Annotated in this window: 23 protein-coding genes; 8 read left to right on the plus strand and 15 right to left on the minus strand. The window is 65.7% G+C overall.

Features of this window, described 5'->3' with window-relative positions:
• Window positions 1–164: 164 nt before the first annotated feature.
• Genes JQ592_RS01910 through JQ592_RS01920 form a run of 3 tightly spaced genes read right to left on the minus strand, consistent with a single transcriptional unit; the run spans window position 165 to window position 2,796 of the window.
• A complete protein-coding gene (locus tag JQ592_RS01910) occupies window positions 165–1,175 on the minus strand; it encodes a transketolase family protein (protein WP_211401224.1) in 1,011 nt (336 codons plus the stop codon).
• A complete protein-coding gene (locus JQ592_RS01915) occupies window positions 1,172–2,017 on the minus strand; it encodes a transketolase (protein ID WP_211401225.1) in 846 nt (281 codons plus the stop codon). Before JQ592_RS01915 ends, JQ592_RS01910 begins: the two co-directional genes overlap by 4 nt.
• 17 nt (window positions 2,018–2,034) lie before the next feature.
• Window positions 2,035–2,796: an SDR family NAD(P)-dependent oxidoreductase gene (locus tag JQ592_RS01920; RefSeq protein WP_211401226.1), complete on the minus strand. Its 762-nt coding sequence runs from the start codon at window positions 2,794–2,796 to the stop codon at window positions 2,035–2,037.
• 133 nt (window positions 2,797–2,929) lie between these two features.
• On the opposite strand from JQ592_RS01920, the gene JQ592_RS01925 reads away from it, so the two are divergent.
• A complete protein-coding gene (locus JQ592_RS01925) occupies window positions 2,930–3,817 on the plus strand; it encodes a LysR substrate-binding domain-containing protein (RefSeq protein WP_211401745.1) in 888 nt (295 codons plus the stop codon).
• Between the two features lie 45 nt (window positions 3,818–3,862).
• On the opposite strand, the gene JQ592_RS01930 is transcribed toward JQ592_RS01925, so the two are convergent.
• A complete protein-coding gene (locus JQ592_RS01930) occupies window positions 3,863–4,690 on the minus strand; it encodes an MBL fold metallo-hydrolase (protein WP_211401227.1) in 828 nt (275 codons plus the stop codon).
• A 93-nt stretch (window positions 4,691–4,783) separates the two neighbouring features.
• On the opposite strand from JQ592_RS01930, the gene JQ592_RS01935 reads away from it, so the two are divergent.
• The gene (locus JQ592_RS01935; protein WP_211401228.1) at window positions 4,784–5,623 is read left to right on the plus strand and encodes a LysR family transcriptional regulator; all 840 of its coding nucleotides are present in this window, start codon (window positions 4,784–4,786) and stop codon (window positions 5,621–5,623) included.
• An 8-nt stretch (window positions 5,624–5,631) separates the two neighbouring features.
• Here the strand turns inward: JQ592_RS01935 and JQ592_RS01940 are convergent, their stop codons facing one another.
• The 6 genes from JQ592_RS01940 to JQ592_RS01965 form a co-directional block, all read right to left on the minus strand.
• Window positions 5,632–6,396: a hypothetical protein gene (locus JQ592_RS01940; RefSeq protein ID WP_211401229.1), complete on the minus strand. Its 765-nt coding sequence runs from the start codon at window positions 6,394–6,396 to the stop codon at window positions 5,632–5,634.
• Between the two features lie 2 nt (window positions 6,397–6,398).
• Window positions 6,399–6,593 (minus strand): hypothetical protein, encoded by a 195-nt coding sequence (locus JQ592_RS01945; RefSeq protein ID WP_211401746.1) that lies wholly within the window; start codon window positions 6,591–6,593, stop codon window positions 6,399–6,401.
• Entirely contained in the window at window positions 6,593–7,036 is a 444-nt protein-coding gene (locus tag JQ592_RS01950; protein ID WP_211401230.1) for a hypothetical protein, read from the minus strand. The genes JQ592_RS01945 and JQ592_RS01950 overlap by 1 nt, the downstream gene beginning before the upstream one ends.
• A 29-nt stretch (window positions 7,037–7,065) precedes the next feature.
• Window positions 7,066–10,479: a CHAT domain-containing tetratricopeptide repeat protein gene (locus JQ592_RS01955; RefSeq protein WP_211401231.1), complete on the minus strand. Its 3,414-nt coding sequence runs from the start codon at window positions 10,477–10,479 to the stop codon at window positions 7,066–7,068.
• A gap of 228 nt (window positions 10,480–10,707) precedes the next feature.
• Window positions 10,708–11,469, minus strand: coding sequence for a hypothetical protein (locus JQ592_RS01960; RefSeq protein ID WP_211401232.1), 762 nt, complete (start codon window positions 11,467–11,469; stop codon window positions 10,708–10,710).
• A gap of 16 nt (window positions 11,470–11,485) precedes the next feature.
• Complete coding sequence (locus JQ592_RS01965) at window positions 11,486–11,674, minus strand: hypothetical protein (RefSeq protein WP_018647854.1); 189 nt, start codon at window positions 11,672–11,674, stop codon at window positions 11,486–11,488.
• Window positions 11,675–11,929: 255 nt separating this feature from the next.
• On the opposite strand from JQ592_RS01965, the gene JQ592_RS01970 reads away from it, so the two are divergent.
• Complete coding sequence (locus JQ592_RS01970; protein ID WP_211401233.1) at window positions 11,930–12,907, plus strand: DUF2336 domain-containing protein; 978 nt, start codon at window positions 11,930–11,932, stop codon at window positions 12,905–12,907.
• Window positions 12,908–12,993: 86 nt separating this feature from the next.
• Window positions 12,994–13,506, plus strand: a complete 513-nt coding sequence (locus tag JQ592_RS01975; RefSeq protein WP_433996392.1) for an N-acetyltransferase family protein — start codon at window positions 12,994–12,996, stop codon at window positions 13,504–13,506.
• Window positions 13,507–13,522: 16 nt separating this feature from the next.
• Here the strand turns inward: JQ592_RS01975 and JQ592_RS01980 are convergent, their stop codons facing one another.
• The 3 genes from JQ592_RS01980 to JQ592_RS01990 are packed head-to-tail and all read right to left on the minus strand — an operon-like array spanning window position 13,523 to window position 16,518.
• Window positions 13,523–13,867 (minus strand): DUF1491 family protein, encoded by a 345-nt coding sequence (locus JQ592_RS01980; RefSeq protein ID WP_211401234.1) that lies wholly within the window; start codon window positions 13,865–13,867, stop codon window positions 13,523–13,525.
• 58 nt (window positions 13,868–13,925) lie between these two features.
• Window positions 13,926–14,648: a peptidoglycan-binding domain-containing protein gene (locus JQ592_RS01985; protein WP_211401235.1), complete on the minus strand. Its 723-nt coding sequence runs from the start codon at window positions 14,646–14,648 to the stop codon at window positions 13,926–13,928.
• Window positions 14,641–16,518 (minus strand): PAS domain-containing sensor histidine kinase, encoded by a 1,878-nt coding sequence (locus tag JQ592_RS01990; RefSeq protein WP_211401236.1) that lies wholly within the window; start codon window positions 16,516–16,518, stop codon window positions 14,641–14,643. The genes JQ592_RS01985 and JQ592_RS01990 overlap by 8 nt, the downstream gene beginning before the upstream one ends.
• Before the next feature lie 409 nt (window positions 16,519–16,927).
• Here JQ592_RS01990 and JQ592_RS01995 point away from each other — a divergent pair, with 409 nt between their 5' ends.
• On the plus strand, window positions 16,928–17,371 hold the full coding sequence (locus tag JQ592_RS01995) for a DUF5330 domain-containing protein (protein WP_211401237.1): 444 nt from the start codon (window positions 16,928–16,930) through the stop codon (window positions 17,369–17,371).
• Window positions 17,372–17,439: 68 nt separating this feature from the next.
• Complete coding sequence (locus tag JQ592_RS02000; RefSeq protein WP_183240989.1) at window positions 17,440–17,868, plus strand: SufE family protein; 429 nt, start codon at window positions 17,440–17,442, stop codon at window positions 17,866–17,868.
• A 154-nt stretch (window positions 17,869–18,022) separates the two neighbouring features.
• Here the strand turns inward: JQ592_RS02000 and JQ592_RS02005 are convergent, their stop codons facing one another.
• Complete coding sequence (locus tag JQ592_RS02005) at window positions 18,023–18,442, minus strand: MucR family transcriptional regulator (protein ID WP_063690921.1); 420 nt, start codon at window positions 18,440–18,442, stop codon at window positions 18,023–18,025.
• 171 nt (window positions 18,443–18,613) lie between these two features.
• Complete coding sequence (locus JQ592_RS02010; RefSeq protein ID WP_211401238.1) at window positions 18,614–19,474, minus strand: DUF308 domain-containing protein; 861 nt, start codon at window positions 19,472–19,474, stop codon at window positions 18,614–18,616.
• Window positions 19,475–19,786: 312 nt separating this feature from the next.
• Between JQ592_RS02010 and JQ592_RS02015 the strand changes: the two genes are divergently transcribed.
• Complete coding sequence (locus tag JQ592_RS02015; protein ID WP_211401239.1) at window positions 19,787–21,436, plus strand: ArnT family glycosyltransferase; 1,650 nt, start codon at window positions 19,787–19,789, stop codon at window positions 21,434–21,436.
• Window positions 21,437–21,639: 203 nt separating this feature from the next.
• Window positions 21,640–22,419: a class II aldolase/adducin family protein gene (locus JQ592_RS02020; RefSeq protein ID WP_183240984.1), complete on the plus strand. Its 780-nt coding sequence runs from the start codon at window positions 21,640–21,642 to the stop codon at window positions 22,417–22,419.
• Window positions 22,420–22,433 lie beyond the last annotated feature (14 nt).

A 22,433-nucleotide genomic window follows, 5' to 3' on the forward strand; every position in this document is an offset into this window, starting at 1 on the left:
CGTTTCCTCCTGTCGAGCATGGATTGGTTGATTTGCGGCGATGGCTCGTCGCCGCCAGTGTTGCCGCTGGCCGGCTCTCGATGCGCCGGCATTGGACAGCAGCCGTCGTTCTTCGCAGCGGTGCTGCGAAGCATGTCGGTCGGGTCGATCGTGAAAGCCGGCTGCTAGCGTAGCCAGTCCTTGATCTGCCGCTTCACTTCCGCGGTCGAGATACCGTAGCGGTCATGCAGCGTCGGCAGCGCGCCGGCGGCGAGAAACTCGTCGGGCAGCCCGATCTGCCGGAATGCTGGATGAACGCCCGAGCGCATCAGCAGCGTCGCCACGGCTTCGCCGAGGCCGCCGATCACGGTGTGGTTCTCCGCGACGACGACCAGGCGGCCCAGCTTGCCTGCTTCGCGCAGGATCGCCTCGGTGTCGAGCGGCTTGATCGTCGGAACGTGCAAGACAGCTGCGTTGACGCGGTCATCCGACAAGGCCCGGGCTGCCTCCAGCGCGCGCATGGTCATGATGCCCGAGGAGATGATGAGGACGTCGCCGCCGTCGCGCAGAAGCGCGGCCTTGCCGAGCTCGAACCGGTAATTGTATTCGTCGAGCACCAGCGGCACCTGTCCGCGCAGCAAGCGCATATAGACCGGTCCGCGATGCGCAGCGATCGCCGGCACGATCTGCTCGATCTCGTGCGCATCGCAGGGGTCGATGACCGTCATGTTCGGCATCGCGCGGAACAGCGCGAGGTCCTCGGCCGCCTGGTGGCTGGGCCCATAGCCCGAGGTCAGGCCGGGCAGCGCGCAGGCGATCTTCACGTTGCGGTCTTCCTCGGCGATGGTCTGATGGATGAAGTCGTACGCCCGCCGCGAGGCGAACACCGCATAGGTGGTCGCGAACGGCATGAAGCCTTCAGCGGCGAGCCCCGAGGCTGCGCCGAACAGGAGCTGCTCGGCCATGCCCATCTGGTAATAACGATCGGGGAAGGCCTGCGCGAAGATGTGCAGATCGGTGTATTTGCCGAGATCGGCGGTCATGCCGACCACGTCCTCGCGGCTGCGCGCGAGCTCGACGAGCGCATGGCCGAAGGGGGCTGGCCTGGTGCGCTGACCTTCCGCCGCGATCGAGGCGATCATGGCCGAGGTGGTCAGGCGCGGCTTTGCCGAAGGGGTCGATCCGGCGGTGGTCATGGCTGGTCTCCCGCGTTCAGTGCAGACAGGGCGAGCTGCCATTCATGCGGCTCGACGCGAATGAAATGGTTCTTCTCACGCTGCTCCAGGAAGGGAACGCCCTTGCCCATCAAGGTGTCGGCGACGATCATGCGCGGCTTCGGCTCGGCATATGCCATCGCTGCATCGAAGGCGCCCACCACCGCATCGAGATCGTTGCCGTCGACGCGCTGCACGAACCAGCCGAAGGCTTCAAGCTTGTCGACCAGCGGCTCGAACCCCAGCATCTGCTTGGACGGACCGTCGGCCTGCTGATTGTTGACGTCGACGATCGCGATCAGATTGTCGAGCTTGTGATGGGCCGCCGACATGATGGCTTCCCATTTCGAGCCCTCGTCGAGCTCGCCATCCGAGAACAGGGTGAAGATGCGCGCCGCCGAGTTCTTCCGCTTCAGCCCGAGCGCCATGCCGACGGCAATGCCGAGGCCAAGGCCGAGCGAGCCGCCGGATATCTCCATGCCCGGCGTATAGGAGGCCATGCCCGACATCGGCAGACGGCTGTCGTCGAAGCCGTAGGTTTCCAGTTCCGACTCGGGAATGATTCCGGCCTCGATCAGGGCGGCATAGAGCGCGATCGCATAGTGTCCGTTCGACAGCAGAAAGCGGTCGCGGCCTTCCCAGGCCGGATCTTCGGCGCGAAAGCGCATCGCGTGGAAATAGGCCACCGCGAGCACGTCGGCAATGTCGAGCGCCTGGGCAATGTAACCCTGGCCCTGAACCTCGCCCATCAGCAGCGCGTTGCGGCGGATGTTGCGGGCGCGCTGCGCCAGCGTCGGCGCGTTTGCGAGTGTCGGTGTTGCCATGTGTCTCGCCTCCTCGCTCAGTGGATCAGCATGCCGCCGTTGACGTCGATGACCGCGCCGGTGACGTAGGCCGACAGGTCCGAGGCGAGAAAGGTGTAGATTCCGGCGACGTCGGCGGCCTCGCCGAGCCGGCCGAGCGGTATGCCCTCGAGGATCTTCGTCCGCATTTCGTCGGTGAGCTTGCCCGCGGTGATGTCGGTGCCGATCAGGCCGGGCGTCACGCAGTTGACGCGGATGCCGTCGGGCCCGAACTCGCGGGCCATCGCCTTGGCGAGCCCGAGCACGCCGGCTTTGGCCGCCGAATAATGCGGCCCGCCGAAGATGCCGCCGCCGCGCTGGGCGGAGACGGACGACATGCACGCGATCGATCCGCTCTTGCGCTTCTGCATGTGCGGGATCACGGCCTGCGACAGGAACAGGATGCCCTTGAGGTTGACATCCTGGATGCGGTCCCAATCTCCCGGCGTGATGTCGAGAAGCTTCACCGGCTGGGTGACGCCGGCATTGTTGATGAGGATGTCGATCTGGCCGAATTTCGCGACGACCGCTTCAACGGCCTTGATGCAGGCCTGCTTGTCCGTGACGTTGCAGGCAAGGCCAAGATGCGGCTCGCCAGTGCTGGAATCGAGCCCCCGCGCAGCGGCTTCCGCGGCCGAGCCGTCGATGTCCAGAATGGCGACCCGGGCGCCTTCGGCCGCAAAGCGGCGGGCCGTTGCGAGGCCGATGCCCCGCGGCGAGGCCGCCCCGGTGATGATGGCTGTCTTGCCGCGTAGCAGCATTGTGATCCTCCCTGAATGGCTGTTGCCGGAAATGACGGCGCCGGCGTTCTTGCCCCGTTGATTATGCTCCTGTCCCGTTTCCCACAAACGCGCTGTTGTCTTGCATAGGTGAATTTGGTTCACTCATTGGATGCTGCTGTCGAGTATCCCGATATCCTCCATCCGCGCGTTCGAGGCGGCCGCCCGCACCGGCTCGTTCCGGGCCGCGGCGAACGAGCTTCATTTGACGCCGAGCGCGGTGAGCCATGCCATCCGCAAGCTCGAAAGCGCGATGGGCACGATATTGTTCGAACGGAGCGCCCGCGCCGTCCGCCTGACGCCGGCGGGCGAGAACCTAATGCGCCATGCCGGCGCCGCCTTCGACAATCTACGCCGCGGGATCGAAGAGGTCGCGGGCCGCGGCCCGCAATTGCTGAGGGTGCACTGCGCGCCGAGCTTTGCCGCGCAGTGGCTCGCCCCGCGTCTTGCCCGTTTCATGGCCGCAGAGCCCCGGCTCGAGGTCCGGCTCGCCGCCAGCACGGAATATGCCCGCTTCAGCAACGATGATTTCGACATCGACATCGTGTACGGACAACCGAGAGCCGAGGGAGTCGAGATCATCCCGCTCGGCGAGGAGACCGTGACGCCGCTCTGCACGCCCGAGCTCGCGAAGAAGATTCGCAAGCCGAAGGACCTGCTCGACCAGGTGCTGATCCGCTCGGAAGTGAAGCAGGTGCAGTGGCATCAATGGTTCACCGCCAACGGCCTTGAAGCGCCGGCGATCCACGGCATGCGCTTCGATCGCAGCTTCCTGGCGATCGCGATGGCGTCGAGCGGCCTCGGCGTGACGCTGGAATCAACGCGGCTTGCCGAACGCGAGATCGCGACGAAGCGGCTGGTCGCGCCGCTCGCCGGACGCTCGGTCGACATCCGTTATGTCGGCCATCATCTCGTTTTTCCACGCGCAAGCCAGCAGCGTCGACCGATCCGCGTTTTTGCCGAGTGGATCACGCGTGAGCTTGCGGCGGGCGGCTCAGCTTGATCCGGTCCGGTCGCCTCGACGAAAGGTCGGCTCTGGTTTCAACACCTAGCGCGTCCCGCACCGGCAGCGCTCGTAATCGGCGGGATCGTGGCTGTTGACGATCCCCACGCGGTCGCCGTGATCGCGCTTCAGCGCGCGTAGCCGCTCCTGATTGGCGATCCGCATGCTCCGATCCATGTCGCCGCGGCGCTGGAAGTAGCCGAGCATCAAGGGCACGCGCGGCGATGCGTCGAGCTGGGCGTGGTGGAAATAGCTGTCGCCGGCATGCAGCAGCCATGTGTCGCCCGAGCGCACCGCGACGCCGCAATGGCCGAGCGTGTGGCCGGCGAGCGGGATCATGAGGATATCTGCTTCCTTGTCGCCGAGCGCGCGCACGCCCTTGAAGCCGAACCAGTCCTCGCCGGCTTCGCCGTAGAATGACCAGCGCGGTCCATGGCTCCACTGCCCGGTGACGTAGCGCCCCTCCGGCGGCGCGGGCTTGCGCAGCACCGCCATGTCGTATTCGGCGCGATGGACGTGGATCGCAGCGTGCGGGAAGTCGGGCACCCCGCCGGCATGATCGCGGTCGAGATGCGTCAGCAGCACGTGACGGACGTCCTTGGGCGAGTAGCCGAGCGCCTTCACCTGCTGCACCGCCGTCTCCGCGGGATCGAGTTTTGGCGCGGTCTGACGCACCCATCGCCGTCCTAGCCGCTCGGGAGTCGCGATATCGCCAAGGCCGATGCCGGTGTCGACCAGAGCAAGCCCGTCATTGGTCTCGACCAGCAGGCAATGGCAGACCATGCGGGCACGCTGGAACAGGCTGCCGGTGCCGTTCACCAGGCGGCGGCCGACTGGGCACATCGTGCCGGTGTTGAGATGGTGGATTTTCATGGTGACCCTCGCCTGTTGTGACAGGAGGGTTCTTGCCACCACGCAATCCATAGGTAAAATATCGAATATTGATATTATCTCTAGGTATATCCTATGGACATCCGCGAGCTTCGCTATTTCGCCGCCGTCTACCGCGAGCGCAATCTGACTGCGGCGGCGCGCGCCTGCTTCGTGTCGCAGCCGTCGATCTCGACCGCGATCACCAATCTCGAAGCCGAGCTCGGCACCACGCTGTTCATCCGGCACAAGAAGGGCGTCGCGCCCACCGCCTCGGCCGAGCAGTTTCACACCCTCGCCCGCCGCATCATCGACGAGGCCGATGCCGCGCGCAGCCTGTTCAGGAAGCCGGCAACAAAGTCCACGGTAACCTTGGGCCTGATGCGCACGCTCGACGTGCCCCGGACGATCGCGCTCTTGAAGCCGCTGACGGCGCGCAGCGATATCGCGCTTCGCCTCGTCGGCAGCGACGAGCGCGCCGACGCGCGGATCATCGCGAAGACCATGCTGCGCGACGACGAGCATTTCGTCGCGCTGTGGAGCGAGCGCTATGTCGCGGCGCTGCCGCCGGCGCATCCGCTGACACTGAAGGACAAGCTCCGTGCCGCCGATCTCGCCGACGTGCCCCTGATCGACCGCTGCCATTGCGAACAGAGCGCATTCTTCGGCCGCAAGGCACAGCGGCGCCAGACCGCCGCGATCGCGCAATCGGAGGACTGGGCGATGGCGCTCGTCGCAGCCGGCGTCGGCGTCGCCATAGTCCCGGAAGGCGTGGCGAAGGGCAATCCTGATGTCGCGATCAGAGAGATCGAGGTCAAGGTCAGGCGCGAGGTCGGGCTGGCCTATCGCGCATCAGCGCCGTTGGCGGATGCGCTGAAGGAGTTTGTCGGCAAGCTGCAGAAGCAGAAGCGAGGACGGACCGCGCTCCGGTATTGACCGTTCACCTATCCGAGCAAGCCCTTCAAGCCGGCGTAGATGGAGCCGACGGCGGTCGCGGCGACGCCGGCCAGCGGCCCGACGGTCTGCATCAGGTCCTGGATCAAGCGGGCGCGACGGCGCAGCTGTTCCTCGCCGACATGTTGTCCGAGCAGGCGCGCCACGCGGAAGGCGAACGCATTCGGCTTGCCGCCGTGCGCGAGCACCCGCGGCAGGACCTGGAAGATCAGCACGCTCAGGATGTTGCCGGAGACGAAGGCGAGCAGGATGCTGGCGCCATATTCGAATACTTCCCGCCATTCGATCCAGACCGTCGGCAGTATCGGAACATGATCGTGAATCCCGGTCACCGTCAGCATCGCCAGAATGCTGGCGCTCGCCCCCAGGAACGCCAGCAGGAAGGCGCCCATCGCCGAAACCCTGTGCAGGGGATAGGCCACGAAGCCGAACAGCAGCGGGACGACGATCGACGCGATCCGGAGCGGAATCGGAGACAGGTTGAAGGTGATCGTCACGAGGATATGCGCTGCGGTCAGCAGCACCGCCGGAATGACGACGTACAGCACCGCATGCGTTCCGAAATAGCGCAGCGGATTATTGTATCGCTCGAGACGGACATTGACGCGATCGAGATCGCGCCTCAGCTTGTCGAGATCGGCAACGAGCTCGTCGATCTCGAGAAGGGTCGGCCGCACGACCCGCAGGTCCCGCGAGCAATGCTTGCACGCGATGGCCTCGTCCTTGATCGTCTCGGCGCAAAACGGGCATTCCATCGCTAGCGCGACTTCCTCCGCTTCATGATGGCCTCGACCTCGTCTCTGGCCCGCCTCAATTCATCACGCAGCTCGTCGCGCTTGCGCAGGAGATCGTCGCGCTCCGCAATCAGCGTGGCGGGAACGGCGATATCGCGCGCGCAGGACGCGCAAACCAGCGCCCCCTCCTGGTTGCCGGACCGGCAGTAAGGACACATCACCTGGGTGCAACCTTCAGCGTGAAGACGGTCGTGCCCGGCCGACCATCGCTGTCCTTGATGTCGACGCGCACCGTGTATTCGCCCGGCGGCAGTTCCGCGTCCTGCATGTCGATGCCGTCGGCCTTCACGAAGGGCTTGACCCGAGAGGTCAGGTCGACATTCGGCGTCCTGAGGAAGATCACCTTGACCGAGTCCGTGTCGATCTTCGCGCCTCCATACGACTGGAATTTCAAGACCAGCGGCAGAGGTGAGCTCGCTGCGCCGCCCGGCGAGACGAACTCGACCTTGGGACCACGCATGATGCCGCGCTGGTCGACGGCAATCGCTCCCTTCGGGGGTGGCAGCTTCGCTTCCTCTTCCGTGATCAATTGCGCGGCGCGGGATGATCCCGCGTACAGCAAACCTGCAGCCACGACGCCCAGCAAGACATTCCGCTTCATTATCCGTGCCCCCCTTCCCTCGCCACCCGTCAACGCAAGCCGCCATCGCCGATGATCGTGTACGGCGCCCAGAACAGCGGATGCGCATAGGCAAACTCGGTCTTGCCCTCGCTGTTGAGGTAGCCGGGACCATCGACCAGCGCCATCGCCGCCTGGCGCAGCGCTTCGCTGCGCGACAGCTTCGGATCGTCGGCCTGCCGCTTGAACAGGTCGGTCACCAATTGCCGAGCCGACTGCGAATGCACCGACCAGTTCGTCACCAGTAGCGCGCGCGTGCCGGCGTAGAAGAACGCACGGCCGAGTCCGGAGGCCGCCTCGGCCCCCGCGCCGGCGCCGGCGCCGGTGTTGCAGGCCGACAGGACGACCCAGTCCGCATCCAGCTTGAGGCCGAGGATCTCCTCCATGGTCAGGAGGCCGTCGCCGTCCTCGCCCGTCACGGCCGGTGAGGACAAAGCGAGCGCCGGCTGCGTCAGTCCGTTCAGCTCGCCGGGGACCAGACCATGGGTGGCGAAAGCGAGGATCCTGAATCCGGACAGGTTCATCGTCTTCACCGCGCTCTCGGTTGCACTCTTGCCGAGAAACAGCACCTTCGAAGGGTCTGCCTGCAACGCCAGCGCGATCGATTTCAACTCGTCCGCAGTGTCGGGAAGCCGGGGCAGCAATCCGAGCTCGGCGCTGTCGACGCCTTCCAGCTTCGGACTGTTGCGCCGCTTCAGCGGTCCGCCGCGCGTGACGTTGCCGCCGGCATCGGCGACCTGGATCCTGTCTCCGCCGCTTTCCGCCTCGGCCTGCTGATCCCTGTTGAAATAGGGATCGCCGAAGGCGACGAGGTCGCCGCGTCCGGGCTTGCCCGGCGGCAACTGCCGCAGCGTGCGCAGCGCCGCCGCCGACGGCACGGTCGACACGGCATGGGTTCGCGCCAGCCACGGCACGCTCCGATAACCGATGAAGAGTGGATCCTCGTCCGCGGCCACCTCCGCCGGTGCCGTCGGCAGCAACGACAACGGCAGCAGTCCCAGCGCGCCGTTGGTCACGACGATCAGCTTCCTGGCCGGCTTCCAGCCGTTCTCGACCGGCCTGAGCAACAGCTGGTAGAGCTCATGGCCGAGCTTCAGATCGAATGGCGGAATGTCCGAGATCATCGCAGCCTGCGGCTCGAGCGCTTCGCGCAGCTTGCGGATCTTCGTCTCGATGTCGCCGATCCTGGCCTGGACGGCGGCGAACGCCACCGGCCCCGACTTCGGCACGGCCCAGACGAAGCTGCCATTCTGGCCGAAATAGAACGACAGCATGGCCTCGTCATCGGCCAGGGTCGCACGAATCTCGGCGACGCTCGGCGGCTTGGGCGAGACCAGATCGGCGTAGATCGGGAACTTCTGCTTGATCTCCTGGCGCGCCTTGTCGCGTTGCCCGCGCAAGGCCGCGATCGAGGCCTGGATTTGCTGAACGCCCTTTTCGTCGCGTTCCGCCGCGGGAAGCGCGAGCACGTTGTTGAGCGTGCCGAGCTGGGCGTTGACCTGCTTGGTCAGATCCTGCTCCTTGCGCACGAGCTCGGCGAGCGCAGGATCCTTTGCCGCCGCACGCGCACTCGAGGCCGCCAGCGCCTGCTGCACCGAGCGGCCGCGGACGGCGTCCGCCAGGCTGAAGGTCTCTTCGCCGACGTCCTTGCCACCTCCTTCCCGGGCGAGCAGCAGCAGATAGCTTTCGACGATGGTCTGCAGCCGCTGGGTGCGCGCGGCCACCACGGTCGTGTTCTCGTCGTCGGCGTTTTCGTTGGCACTCGCCATCATGACCGGAATGGCGGCCTTGAACTCGCGGATCGCGTCGGCATCGCGCCGGGCGCGCATCAATCCGACCGCCAGAGTGCCGCGCGCCGAAGCGGCATCGAAATGATTTTCACCGACCCGGGCGATCTGCTTCTTCACGAGTTGCTCGGCCGCCGCGATGCCTGCGTCCAATTGGCCGGAACCGTAGAGCGAGAGGATGCGGGACGGATTGAGCTCGAACACCTGGCGGCGCTGCGGCTCCCAACCGGCAACGGCCTTGTCGATCCGAGCGAACATCCCGCTCGCTTCGGCGTTCTTGCGGCGAAGCGTCAGAATGCCGGCGAGCTGCGACAGCAATTGCACCGTCGCGTGCGACTCCTCCGGCACCCCCACCGTCTTGTTGATCTCGATGGCGACGCGGCCGAGCTTCTCGGCCTCCTCATAACGGCCCTGGTCGACCAGGATGCCCGCGAGGCCCATCACGAAACGCGGCGTGACTGGGTTGTACTTGCCGGTGTCCTTTAGGCGCGAGAGCAGCGCGCGGCGCGCGTCGATCTCGGCCTCGGCGAGCCTGCCCTGCCTCGCCTTCATGCGCGCCTGATTCAGGATGATGCCGTCGATCGCTTGCAGCAGGATGGTCTCCGCCGGCGGATTGTCGGACTCCATGATGGCCTTCGTGCTTGCGCGCTTGCGCAGCTCGGCCGTGCGATAGGCGGCCTCGGCGTCGGCAAACTGCCCGCGCGCCTCGAAGATCAGGGCGCGAGACATTTCCAGCTCGCCTTCCCAGCTCTGGCCGAACTTCGCGTAGGACGACCGCCAATTGGGATGACCGCTGGTGCGCGCTTCCTGGATCGCAGTCTGGCTGCGGCGCAGATAGGCTTCCGCCTGTGCGACATCGCCCATCTGGATGAGGACGGACGCGACCGCGCGGTTGGTGTTGAACTGCATTCCCTTGGCACCCGGCATGCTGGCCGATTCACGCAAGAGCCGTTGCATGATCTCGAGCGATCGCTTCGGATCGCCTGCAAGGGAATATTGCAGCGATTGGAGCTGGAAAATGCGTCCCAACAATTGCGGACTGACGGCGCCGCGGCCGACCTCGACAGCCTTGTCGGCGTCGGCGATGGCTTCGGCCAGCCGGCCAAGCTGCGCGCGCGCATTGGCGCGATCGAAATAGAACTGGGCGAGATCGGTACGGGACTCCTTCCCCGTCGGCGCAGCGTCGGCGTCCGATTTCAATTCCGCGATCATCTTCTCGTCGGGCTTGTCGCCATCGAGAATCGCCGTGATGTCCGCGATGCTGCGCGGCGGCGCCACGAAGTCCTTCGGGAGAGCCGCACCCACTGCCAGCTTCGGTGCCGTTTCCTTCGGAATCTCGACTGCGACATTGGCACGGCCATTGGCGGCATTCAGCGCCGCTTGCACGCAGGCCCTGACCTGAGGCGATGCCTTGGCGCGGCAAGCTTCCAGATTGGCGCCGCCTGCGGGCCCGCCGCCTGCGCGCATGCAGCCCTGTACGCTCGGCTTGCCGACGGTCATCCGGCAATGCTCGATCGCCGCCTCCATGGTCAGCGCGGCTGCGGAACCGGTCGATCCAAGCAGAATGGCAAGTGCCAGCAGGTGACGCGGGGTAACGTGCAGACGGCTCTTGAACGGACGCGTGGCGTCAAAGCTCATCTCAAAGGACCTTTGGGCAAAATGACTTGAATAAACGAGCCAATCCTATCCCTACGGCTCGGAAGGACAAGCGCTATCGATGGGATTCCCGGAGTACTGCGGGAGGATGAGCGGCTGCGGCCGGCCTAAGGTCCCAGGGACCGCGCCGGGATCGGCGGCTCCAGGCTGATCGCGCCGATTAGCCGCGGGGTCAGTTGGCCGCGCGCGACTGGCGGCAGGCTTGTGCGCTCAGCCCTTCGAGACGACCGCCCGGCCGTAAGGCGGCTGGCTCATGACCGGCGGATTGGCGGTCTGGGCGGCGAGCTCGCCGATCAGGCGGTCGGCATCGGCCGCCATGCCGTCGGGGGCCTGGATCACCAGGCGCTCCAGGGCCCAGCGATAGGACGAGACGCGCTGCTCCAGGCACTGCTGCACCCACTGCACAATCAGCGAGTTCTCCTGCATGCGCGCGACCGCATCGTCCCTCTCCCGCGGCGAGAGCGCCGAGACGCGCGCCATGCTGGCATCGCGCTTCCTGTCGAGATCGATGACGCGGATCGCGGAGGCGAAGAACGGCTCGAAGCGGGTGATGTCGTTGCGGACGTCCTCGATCAACTGCGCATAGCGCGAGGAGTGCGAGCGGTGCGGCTCGTCGATCAGCGTGCGTCCGTACATGGTGCGGTCGAACACGACCTTCTGGCGCCAGGGCGAGGGCAGCGGCTTGTAGTCGCCGAACACGCTCTTCCAGGCCGGGCGCGACAGCGGCGGCTCGATCATGGGATAGGCGAGATCGCGAAGCTGGCGTTCCTCGTCGGTGAGCTGGAATTGCGAAGGCCTCAGGCCGACGCTGGAGGTAGCCTCGGCGCCCAGCCAGCGATGCATGTCGTCGCTGCGCATGTCAGCGCGGGTGCGGCCGAAATCGCCGCCGCTACAGGCGCCCAGCATCGCGGCGAGCAGCGCGAGCAAGGCGGCCGATACGAAAGGCCGGATATGGCGAATGAGGTCCGGCATTGCAAAAGCCTGACTGTCAGCGACGGCGACGGCGGCGCCCCGGCGCTGTGCCCTGCTCCGGCCCGCGATCGCCGCTGGTTTCGTCGCTCTCGCGCTCGATGCGGATCACCGGGAGGATCAGAATCGTTCCCATGTCCGCGTGCGGTGTGACGTCTCCCGACGAGCCTACCCGGCGACCGGCCGGAAATTCGATGATGGTCCCCATGTCAGCTCTCTCAATTGCCGCGCGATCAAATACGCTCCTGCAACATCGCGATCATTAAGATCAGCTCATGGTTAACGGGGTGTAAACATGCCCTTTGGACCGTAACCGCACGGACCGGCCGCGCCGTCCCGTTGCGGCACGAGAAAGCTTCAAATTGCAGCGCCGGCTTCACGCCTCGTTTTCCTTAACGAGCCTTTAAAGGAACCTGCGCTAGGCTCGGCTCGCAAGTATCTTCTCCGAGTTGCGTACGCCTCCATGACCAAGTCGCTGTTTCCCGGATTCGACGGGCTGATGAGCCTCTCCCGTCGCGAAGGCGTCGATGTTCGGCCGACGCTGCTGCGCGTGCTGACCGACCTCTATGTCCAGACACGCGTCCACAGCGATGACGAACAGCGTCAGTTCATCGAGCTTGCGACGCGGCTGATCGACCAGGTCGACGATGCGACGCGCGCGGCCATCAAGGCGAAGCTTGCGGTCTATCCGCAGACGCCCGTCCCGGTCCTGCAGAAGCTCGGGCTGGTCGCCGCCCAGGAAGGCCGCCGGATTCCGCTCGCGCGCGAAATCCCCGCGCCCACACCGGCTCCCTCCCCGGTCCGCGCCCCGACCGAGGCCGAGCAGCGCATGGCCGCGAACTTGGCGATGCAGCCGAAGGACGCCGCCGAGATCCACGACATGTTCTTCCGCGCCGGCGCCTCCGAGCGCGCGCTGATCCTGCACAATCTGGCGCAGACGCCGCTGAAAGCCGCGCCGCGGATTCCGACCGTGCGCGCCAAGCGCGCGATCCAGATCCTGGAGATGGCGGCGATCGCGGGCGACGTCGACAATTTCACCCTCGAGCTCGGCGACAGCCTGATCCTGCCCTCGCGCGTCGCAGCGCAGATCGTCGACGATCCCGGCGGCGAAGCGCTCGCGGTCGCCGCGCGCGCGCTCGACATGCCGAGCCCGAACTTCCAGCGCATCCTCTTATTCTTCAAGCCGGAGATCGGCAATTCCGTGAACGAGGTGTACCGGCTGTCGCGGCTCTACGACCGCCTCGACGACCGCTCGGCGCTGGTGATGCTGGCGGCCTGGCGCGGCTCGACGCTCGCGGTGACGCGGGCAAAGTACCAGTCCTCGCTGCATGACGGCGAACGCCAGCGCGCCCGCGCGGGCGCAAGCCAGACGCGGCCGGGCGTGCAGCCCGGCTCCGCGCCTGCGGCGCGGACCGGCACCGGCGGGTCGTCGGATCACTAGAGTCCGCAGCGCCGCCTCGATCCGGCTCGACACGGAGCACAAGCTGGTCCAAAAGGCGGAGCGTCGTCGTCCGCAAACGCGGCTGCATGTCGACCGACCAGACGGATCAACAGACCATGGGCCAAATTGCTCCGACGGCTTTCAGGGAGATCACCGAAGCCGATTTCGATGACGTCGCCGATGCGATGATCGAGATGCAGGCCCATTATCGCGCCCGCTGTCCCGCGCGGGACTTGATCATCGACGGGCTGCGGTCGAGGCCGACAGGATCGCGAATCCTGCTGGCCTGCGAGAACGAGCACGTCGCCGGCTTCGCGTGCTTCAGTGCGATCTATCCCGGCCCCGGTTTGACGTCGGGCTTCTTCCTGAAGGAGCTCTACGTGCGTCACGATCGACGCAGCAGCGGGCTGGGGCAGAAGCTCATGGCGCGCCTGGCGGCAATAGCCCGGCAAGAAGGCCACGACCGCATCGATTGGACTGTCGATGCGGCTGATCTGCGGCTTCAGCAGTTCTATGAAATGCTCGGAGGACAGGCGCTGCCGGAAAAGCGGTTCTTTCGCATCGCCGGCGCAAAGCTGACAGAGCTCGCCGAAAGATAATTGGCGATCGCGCCAGTCAGGCCTTCGCCAATTCCAAAAAGTGCCGCCCGGCGCGGTCTTCGGTCTCGACGATCCAGGCATCCGGATCGAACCGGAGCTCCTTGGTCAGGCGCTCCTCGATCGTGTGCTCCGGCAGAGGCTGCTGCGCAACCGGCACGAAGAAGCGATCGACCGGCCGGCCGTCGTCGTAAGAGGTCTGCGGCGCCGGCACGTAGAGCATCGCATGGCCGTCGAGCAGCGACACTTTCACGAACACCGCACCCGCCTCCTCGGCGCCGCGACGGCGCACCGCGCCGAACACACCCTCGGTCTGGCAGCGGCGCAAATAGGCCGCGACCCATATGTTGGATTTCAAACGCATGGCAAGGACGATAGGCCAGTGCCGCGATCAGCACCAGCCTTGCGCGCAAGCCTGACGATCATTCGACGGGATGGCCGATTGCGGCGGCGAGCTCGCGCAGCAGGCGGTCGGAGACCTGGCCGGTGACCGGCATCTTGTGCTCGCGCTCGAATTTCTGGATCGCGGACTGGGTCTCGCCGCCCATCGTGCCCGTGATCTTCAGATTGCCATAGCCGTATTCGGACAGTGCGCGCTGCACGCCGGCGATGCGCCGCGCGGCCGGGCTCTGCTGCGCCGGAATCGGCGCCGGCGGACGGATCGCGGACGGCGGCGTCGAGGTTGTCGCCTTGACCAGATTGGTCATGGGATCATTGCCCGCGCGCGGCGTCGATGCGGTCGCCTCGACCGGCTTCTCCGCCGGCTTCTCGGCAGCGCGCTCGGCCGGCCTGGGCTCGACGCGAAACTCCGTCGCCTTCGGCTCGAGCGGCGAGGTATCGGCGCCGACCGGGCGCGGACGCGGCATGGGATTCGACAGCGGCACCGAGGACGGCGCGGGAAGATTGATCACGGTGCCGAACATCGGCGCCGGATGCCGGCCGATCTGCAGGAACAGCGCATTGGCAACGATCGCGCCGATGGCGGCAACGGCAACGAGGCCGGCCATCGTGTCCTTCGGGCTGTGCAGCAGCACGCGCATCACGAGGTTGCGCTCGGTCTCGACATCGATGACCGCAGCCTTAGCCCCACCCTTGGCGCCACGGCGGCGCGGAGCGGCTTCGTCCTTGGCAGACTTCTTAGGCACTTTTCTTCACCGGAGCAGGTTGGTCGTGACGTTGATCGTTGAGTTCTTCGCGAAGTTCTTTGTGAAGTTCTTTTTGAAGTTCTTGGCGCGGCACCGGCGTCAAGGTCGTGACCTTGCTCTCGACCGGTTTGGCTTGCGGCGGCGTATAGACGAGCGGCAGCTTGACGGTGACGGCAGTCCCCTCGCCGAGCCGGCTTTGTACCGTCAATTCGCCGAGATGCAATGCCACGAGACTCTTGACGATGGAAAGACCAAGGCCGGTGCCTTCGTGACGGCGCTGATAGGTCTTGCCGGCCTGGAAGAACGGCGCGCCGATGCGCTTGAGGTCGTCGGGCGCGATGCCGACGCCGGTATCGCTGATGCGCAGCGTGAGCTGCGATCCGGTCACCGCGGCCGATACGGAAACCTGACCGCCGCGCTCGGTGAACTTGATGGCGTTGGCGACGAGGTTGAGCACGATCTGCTTGAAGGCCCTGGGATCGCCGGTCATGACCGGCAGGTCCTGCGGCGCATCGGTGACGAGATCGATGCCGTTCTCCCGCGCCTTCAGCGCCAGAAGGTTGCAGCAATGCAATAGCGAGGCGCGCGGCGCGAACGGCTCAGACGCAATCTCGAAATTCCCCGATTCCATCTTGGACATGTCGAGGATGCCGTTGACGACCGACAGCAGATGCTGGCCGGAATCGTTGATGAGCTGGGCATATTCCTTGCGCTGGGCCGCACCCAGCATCAGGGCCTGCTCCTGCGCGATCATCTCGGAGAAGCCGATGATGGCGTTGAGCGGCGTGCGCAGCTCGTGGCTCATGGTGGCGAGGAAGCGCGTCTTGGCCGCATCGGCAGCTTCCGCCGCGCTGCGGGCCTGATCGAGCGTCTGTTCGGAATGCTTGCGATCGGTGACGTCGCGCATCACGGCGACGACCTCGGCCTCGCGGGCGGGATCGCGGCCCTGATCCTGATCGAGCGGCCGGCAACGCATCTCGACCCAGATGAAATCGACCTGGCCGCGCTCCGAGCTGGCAGGCTCGCGCCGCAACCGGAACTCGACGCTGCGCACGTCGCCGCGCGCGGCATCCGACAGCGCGGTGAGATAAGCCGGACGGTCGGCGACATGGACGCGATCGAACAGGCCGTGGCCGTGCAGTTGCGCGACTGATATGCCGAGCATGGCCTCGGCGGCCGGCGAGATGAACTGCACCGCGCCGTTGCGCTGATGCCGGGAGATGACGTCACTCATGTTGCGCGCGAGCAGGCGATAGCGCTCCTCCTCGCGTGACAGCAGCGCGACGCTGGTGCGCGCAAGCGATTCCGCACCGAAGGCAAGGCCCGCAGCATAGAGAGTAGCCGAGGCGACGCCGAACGCCATCAGCAGGCCGCGCTGCGCGGCGCTCGGCTCCTCCACCGGCAGCCAGCCGAGCTGGCTGACGAGGATCAGCATTCCGGCGCAGGACAGCGCGAGCAGCGAGGCAAAGGCCGCGACTCGCCGCGAGGCCGACAGCGCGGCTTCGAGCGGAACCACCACCAGCCAGACCGCGGCAAACGATTCAATGCCGCCCGTCGTGATCGCGACAGCCATGATCAGGCCGGAGAGCGCCAGCGACGACAGCACATGCGCGCCCTCGTAGCGGCCGGTGCGCGACAGGAACCAGGACAGCATGATCGGCGCGATCAGCCAGGCAAAGGCCGCGACCTCGACCGCGCTCGGCGCGCCACGCATGGCGAGATAGACAGGGAATGCGGCAAAAGCTGCCAGGCTGCCCAGCAGCCGCGGCGCCATGAAGGCACGATGGCGCGCTCGCGTCAGCGCATCGTAACGCGCGGAGGGATGCAGCAGCGCATCGAGACAATCGCGGATGATACTCAAAACTGTCACGGGTCTCGCGCTTCGGCTCAATCGTCTTGAGAAGACGCGCCGGAACGCCTCCTTGTCGTTGAGCCACCGTGTCAGAGCGACCTTAAACGAGTGCTAAGGCGGCACGGCGCATGGCCGGACACCGTGGCGTCACGGAGCTTTTTAGACGATTTGACGACGTCTTCGGTGAGGATGGTGAACACAGGGTTTCACCGTTCTCCTCATGGTTTCGAATTGGTGGATGCACGGCCCCGGAAGGCCACGGGGCCCGGCATCAATGGAAAATTTACGAGACCGAGGCCTGCAAAGTTTTTTGCGTCAATTTTCCGCGAATTAAGCTCAAGGCAATCACTTGCGATTTATCGAGAGTTGCTAGGTCCGGGCGCTCGCGGGGATCGCCGCGGCGGGATCTAACGTACAGGTCGACAAGATGCGCTTTCTGCTCCGCATCACATTCTGGCTCGGGCTGGTGCTGGTGCTCCTGCCGCGGGACAAGACGCCCGAATCGGACAAGCTGCCGCAGATCGGCGCCGCCGATGCGGTGCAGGCTGCGACCGCGGCCGTCTCCGACGTGACCCAGTTCTGCAAGCGACAGCCGGCAGCCTGCGAGGTCGGCGGCCAGGCCGCGACCATCATCGGCCAGCGCGCGCAGGACGGTGCGAAGAAGATCTACCAGATCATCAACGACAAGAGAGAGCAGATCACCAACGACAAGAACGACGGCCCCAAGAACGATCATAAGAAGGCGCCCGACCATACCGGCTCGATCGCGATGGCCGGCGAAGGCGATCTTGCAGCGCGCGAGGCGCCGCGCGACACCCTGACCCAGGACGACCTCGCGCTGGAATGGCGCGGTCCTCAGGCTGCGAATTAGGGCCCAAACCCTATCGATTTCACGGCTTCGCGTCCCTATATTGGGTTTAACGGGAACTGTGGGCCAATATGACGACGATCGACGAAATCAGGGACAATTTCGAGCTTCTGGACGAGTGGGACGACCGCTACCGGTACGTCATCGAGCTCGGCCGCACCTTGGAACCCATGCCGGAGGCCGAGCACTCTGCCGAGAACAAGGTGCAGGGCTGCGTCAGCCAGGTCTGGCTGCAGAAGCTGATCGACCGCAGCAATGGCGCGCCGGTCCTGAAATATCGCGGCGACAGCGACGCCCATATCGTGCGCGGGCTGGTCGCGATCGTGCTCTCGCTCTATTCGGGCCGCACGCCTCAGGAAATCCTCGCGACCGACGCGATCGCCGTGTTCAACGAGTTCGGCTTCCGCGATCACCTGACGCCGCAGCGCTCCAACGGCCTGCGCTCGATGGTCGAGCGCATCAAGACCGACGCGAAAGAGGCGCTCGCAGAGGCGTCCTAGACAGTCATCGTGAGGAGCGCACGTACCGAACCGCACAGCAAACTACCGTAGGGTGGGCAAAGCGGAGCGTGCCCACCATTTATGTGTGATTGGTGAGAATTCGTGGGCACGGCGCAAGAGCGCCTCTGCCCACCCTACGGGATCTCGGCTCGAACTACTTCCCCTTCTTCCGCTGCTGCTGTCCCAGGCCCATCTGCTTGGCCAGCTGCGAGCGCGCCACCGCGTAGTTCGGCGCGACCATGGGATAGTCGGCCGGCAGGCCCCATTTCTCGCGATATTGCTCCGGCGTCATGTTGTACTGAGTGCGCAGATGGCGCTTCAGCGACTTGAAGCGCTTGCCGTCTTCGAGACAGACGAGATAATCGGGCGCGATCGACTTCTTCAGCGAGACCGCCGGCTTTGCCGGCTCGAGCGGCGCCGCCTCGGTGCGCCCTGTCGAAACCCGCACCAGGGCGCCATGCACCTGGCTGATCAGGTTCGGAATCTCTGCGGCCGGCGTCGGGTTGTTGCCGAGATAGGCCGACACGATGCTCGCCGTCAGCTCGATGAAATTCTTAGCCCCGGCATCCGACATGGGCCTGCCCCTTCCCTGTTGCGCCGCACGGGATTGACGACGCCAAAGTATTCCGTGTCAACAATACGTTCGGCCAAAATACGACAACTGGCGAATATGAGCTGACGACTGACGACGTGACAAGAACGGTCGCGTTTTACTTGCGTGCGCCAGACCTGCGTACCCCAGGTCTCAGGACCGCTGGTCGAGATGCGCGCGCAACTCGTCGATCGAAGCAAAGCGCATCATGCCCTCCGGCATCTGCGCTTCGATCGAGCCGTCGGAATAGAGCGAATAGGCCATGCCGTCGACGATGCCGGATTTGAGCACCGTCACGGGCGGCTGCTCGACCGCCGGCTCCGGCTCGGGTGCAGGCGACGGGGGAGCCTCGGCAAAGGTCGAGGGCGAGCGCGGCGGCGGGGACGGACGGCGTGCGGCGGCCGGTGGTTCCGGCGGGCGCATGCGATCCGGCTTCGGCCAGGCATCATCGAAGCTCGCAGGCGGGGTATCCGGCGCGGCAGGCGCTGCGAACTCCGCAGGCGGCGGCGCGCCCTCGGCGGCCTTGGCCTCGGCGCGTTCGCGCTCCTTGCGTGAGGTCGAGGCGAACATCAGGTTGCGACGGCGCGGCGGTTCCGGAGCTGCGGGAGGCGTCGGGGTGACCGGCTCCGGCGGCGACTCGACGCGCGGACGCTCCCGCGCGGGTGCTTCGCCTAGCCATGGCGGCGCCGCCGGCGATGGCGGGGGCATTGGCTCGCCACGCATGGCCGGAGCAGGCACCGGCTCGGGCGAAGGCGCGCCGGGCACCGCGAGGCCCGGCAGCACGGGCCTGACCCGAACCTCGGATGGTGCGCCCGCGAGCCGGCGGGCGATGCCCTTCAGCTCCAGCAGCACCAGATGGAGGCCCGCCAGTAACATCCCGGAGCAGACGCCGATCGTGCCCGAGATTATGAGAGTACTGCCGAGACTGAATTCCCTGACCGTGAAGCCAAACAGGATCGCAAGGAGCCCCGCCACAACGGCGACAATCCCCACGATCAACATTGCCAAGGTCATCGAACTCACCCCCGGCCGCGCATCCACGCGCGACACCCGTCACGCCACGATACCGTCTTACGGCGTTCCACGCCAACGGCGAATTGCGGTCAGCGTTCCTAAAGAGAAGGAAATCAGGGACTTATTCACATTCCCTTCAGCTACGGCTCGCTACTGCTAGTCTGCTCCCGGTTGCAAGGATTTGCTGCGTCGCATCAGGAATTTAGCCATAATGCCCAATTACTTGGTAATGGAACTGCGCTATAGGGATTCCGGGGAAGTGGCCCGCGCGCACCAGCAGGGCCAAGAGGGGATTCCGGGTCACCAATAGCCATGACATCCATCACGACTTCGGCGATCGACACGCCTCTGCGGCGCTCGGTCGAACGGACTTGCGACGATCTCGCCATGCTGGTGCTGGCCGCGGTCGCCGTGATTGCAGGCTTGACGTTCCGCGACTACGGGCTCGGCTGGGACGATTACACCCACGCTGAATATGCCGACCTGCTGCTGCGCATGTTCGGTTCCGGCTTCAAGGACACCGCGGCGCTCTCCTTCGCCAATCTCTACATGTATGGCGGCGGCTTCGACATGGTCGCGGCCCTCTTGCACAAGGTGCTCCCGCTCGAGCTGTTCGAGACGCGCCGTCTGGTCGGAGCCATCGTCGGGGTGATCGGACTTGCCGTGACCTGGCGGCTCGGCCGCCGCGTCGGCGGCCCGCTTGCGGGTCTTGCCTCGCTCCTGCTGCTCGCGCTGTGCCCGATCTTCTACGGCCACATGTTCATGAACCCGAAGGATGCGCCCTTCGCGGTGGCCATGATCATCCTGATGCTGGGCCTGGTCCGGCTCGCCGAGGAATATCCGCAGCCTTCGCCGCGCACGATCCTGATCGTCGGCTTAGGGGCCGGCCTCGCGCTCGGCACGCGCATTCTCGGCGGCCTTTCGCTGGTCTACGCCATGATCGGCTTCATCCCGCTGTTCCTGGAGGAACTGCGCACCGAGGGCCTGCGCGAGTCGGTCCGCCGCTTCGCTCATGTCGTCTATGTGCTGCTGCCCGGCCTCGTGCTCGGCTACCTCGTGATGGGCCTGATCTGGCCGTGGTCGATCATGGAGCCCGGCAATCCCTTCGAGGCGCTGACCTACTTCTCGCACTTCTTCGAAAAGCCGTGGAAGGAGATGTTCGACGGCGCGATCGTGTCCGTGCCCGACATGCCCTGGTCCTATCTGCCGACGCTGTTCGCGCTGCAGCTGCCCGAGGTGATGCTGGTGCTGATGGGCGGCGCCGTGGTCAGCACCTTCGCGCTGCTGCCGCGCGGCGAGGTTCCGGCACGCCGCAAGACCATTCTCCTGATGCTGACGCTGGCCGCGACCCTGCCGCTCGTGATCGCGATGGTGAAGCGGCCCGCGCTCTACAACGGCATCCGCCATTTCGTCTTCGTCATCCCGCCGATGGCGGTGCTGGGCGGCGTCGCCTTCGCCTGGGCGATGGAGCGTCTGCGCGCCAACCATCGCACCTGGCAGCCGGTCGTGCTCGCGACCTTCTGCTTTGGCCTCGCGCTCTCGCTCGCCGAGATGATCCGGCTGCACCCCTACCAGTACACGCACTTCAACCACATCGCCGGTACCGTGCGCGCTGCCGACGACCGCTTCATGCTGGACTATTGGGGCCTCGCGCTGAAGCAGGCCTCCGACGAGCTGCGCGAGCAGCTGGTCGAGCGTCAGGAAGTGCCGCCCGTCAATCGCAAATGGAAGGTCGCGGTGTGCGGTCCGCAGCGTCCGGCACAGGTCGCGCTCGGCCCCGACTTCACCATCGGCTGGGATTCCAATGCGGCCGATTTCGCCATGACGCTCGGCGAGTTCTACTGCAAGGGCCTGACCGCGCCCGTCATGGTCGAGATCAAGCGCGACGACGTGGTGTTCGCCCGCGTCTACGACATCCGCGGCCGCAGCATTTCCAGCCTGCTCTCGATCCCGGCGCCGTAAGATTCTTCTCCTGCAGTTCCGATTTCCGGGACAGTCTCGTAGCCCGGATGAGCGGAGCGACATCCGGGATCTCCTTCGGCCGTCCCGCATATCGCTTCGCTCATGCGGGCTACGCTGAACTGCCGCGCTTTGGGCGCCTTGCCGCCGGCCTCACCCAAGTCTAGGCTCGCTTCCCGCAACAACGAGGTTCGGAGAGAATTGCCATGTCACCAGCAGAAGCCCGCCTGAGGGAAGTGCCCTCCAACATGACGGAGGCCGAGTGGCAGCAACGGGTCAACCTCGCCGCCTGCTATCGCCTCGTCGCGCTGTACGGCTGGGACGATCTGGTCGATACACACATCTCCGCGCGCGTGCCCGGTCCCGACCATCACTTCCTCATCAACCCCTACGGACTGATGTTCGAGGAGATCACGGCCTCGAGCCTCGTCAAGGTCGACCTGCACGGCAACCAGCTCTCCGAGAGCGAGTACAGCATCAACCCGGCCGGCTTCACCATCCATTCGGCGATCCACGAGGTGCGCGAGGACGCGATCTGCGTGCTGCATCTCCACACCCTCGACGGCACCGCGGTGTCGAGCAGTGCCGAAGGGCTGCTGCCGCTGAACCAGACCGCCCAGCTCGTCACCCACGACCTCGCCTATCACGACTATGAAGGCATCGCGCTCGACCACGACGAGCGGCCGCGGCTGCAGAAGGACCTCGGCAACCACAACCACATGCTCCTGCGCAACCACGGCACGCTGACCGTCGGCCGCTCGGTCGCCTCCGCCTTCGAGCGCATGTATCACCTCGAGCGCGCCTGCTCGATGCAGGTGCGCACGCGGGCGCTGGGCACGCCGGTGTATCCGGTCGAGGAGATCGCGATCGAGAAGAACACCGAGCTGCTCGCCAATCGCGACCGCGCCGAGCTCCGCGCGAACAACCTCGTGTGGCCGCCGCTGCTGCGCAAGCTCGACCGCGTCAATCCCGGCTACCGCTCTTGAGATTTTCCAGATTT

The sequence above is a fragment of the Bradyrhizobium iriomotense genome (assembly GCF_018129405.1).
GTDB classification, from domain to species: domain Bacteria; phylum Pseudomonadota; class Alphaproteobacteria; order Rhizobiales; family Xanthobacteraceae; genus Bradyrhizobium; species Bradyrhizobium iriomotense_B.

Bases quoted from the DNA above. Each gene is read 5' to 3' on its own strand.
- JQ592_RS01940 (WP_211401229.1), bottom strand. From the start codon at position 6,396: ATGGAATGCCCGTTTTGCGCCGAGACGATCAAGGACGAGGCCATCGCG.
- JQ592_RS01935 (WP_211401228.1), top strand. From the start codon at position 4,784: ATGGACATCCGCGAGCTTCGCTATTTCGCCGCCGTCTACCGCGAGCGC.
- JQ592_RS01975 (WP_433996392.1), top strand. From the start codon at position 12,994: ATGTCGACCGACCAGACGGATCAACAGACCATGGGCCAAATTGCTCCG.
- JQ592_RS02010 (WP_211401238.1), bottom strand. From the start codon at position 19,474: ATGACCTTGGCAATGTTGATCGTGGGGATTGTCGCCGTTGTGGCGGGG.
- JQ592_RS01910 (WP_211401224.1), bottom strand. From the start codon at position 1,175: ATGACCACCGCCGGATCGACCCCTTCGGCAAAGCCGCGCCTGACCACC.
- JQ592_RS01930 (WP_211401227.1), bottom strand. From the start codon at position 4,690: ATGAAAATCCACCATCTCAACACCGGCACGATGTGCCCAGTCGGCCGC.
- JQ592_RS01980 (WP_211401234.1), bottom strand. From the start codon at position 13,867: ATGCGTTTGAAATCCAACATATGGGTCGCGGCCTATTTGCGCCGCTGC.
- JQ592_RS01995 (WP_211401237.1), top strand. From the start codon at position 16,928: ATGCGCTTTCTGCTCCGCATCACATTCTGGCTCGGGCTGGTGCTGGTG.
- JQ592_RS02000 (WP_183240989.1), top strand. From the start codon at position 17,440: ATGACGACGATCGACGAAATCAGGGACAATTTCGAGCTTCTGGACGAG.
- JQ592_RS01970 (WP_211401233.1), top strand. From the start codon at position 11,930: ATGACCAAGTCGCTGTTTCCCGGATTCGACGGGCTGATGAGCCTCTCC.
- JQ592_RS01920 (WP_211401226.1), bottom strand. From the start codon at position 2,796: ATGCTGCTACGCGGCAAGACAGCCATCATCACCGGGGCGGCCTCGCCG.
- JQ592_RS02015 (WP_211401239.1), top strand. From the start codon at position 19,787: ATGACATCCATCACGACTTCGGCGATCGACACGCCTCTGCGGCGCTCG.
- JQ592_RS01945 (WP_211401746.1), bottom strand. From the start codon at position 6,593: ATGTGTCCTTACTGCCGGTCCGGCAACCAGGAGGGGGCGCTGGTTTGC.
- JQ592_RS01915 (WP_211401225.1), bottom strand. From the start codon at position 2,017: ATGGCAACACCGACACTCGCAAACGCGCCGACGCTGGCGCAGCGCGCC.
- JQ592_RS01955 (WP_211401231.1), bottom strand. From the start codon at position 10,479: ATGAGCTTTGACGCCACGCGTCCGTTCAAGAGCCGTCTGCACGTTACC.
- JQ592_RS01965 (WP_018647854.1), bottom strand. From the start codon at position 11,674: ATGGGGACCATCATCGAATTTCCGGCCGGTCGCCGGGTAGGCTCGTCG.
- JQ592_RS02020 (WP_183240984.1), top strand. From the start codon at position 21,640: ATGTCACCAGCAGAAGCCCGCCTGAGGGAAGTGCCCTCCAACATGACG.
- JQ592_RS01950 (WP_211401230.1), bottom strand. From the start codon at position 7,036: ATGAAGCGGAATGTCTTGCTGGGCGTCGTGGCTGCAGGTTTGCTGTAC.
- JQ592_RS02005 (WP_063690921.1), bottom strand. From the start codon at position 18,442: ATGTCGGATGCCGGGGCTAAGAATTTCATCGAGCTGACGGCGAGCATC.
- JQ592_RS01960 (WP_211401232.1), bottom strand. From the start codon at position 11,469: ATGCCGGACCTCATTCGCCATATCCGGCCTTTCGTATCGGCCGCCTTG.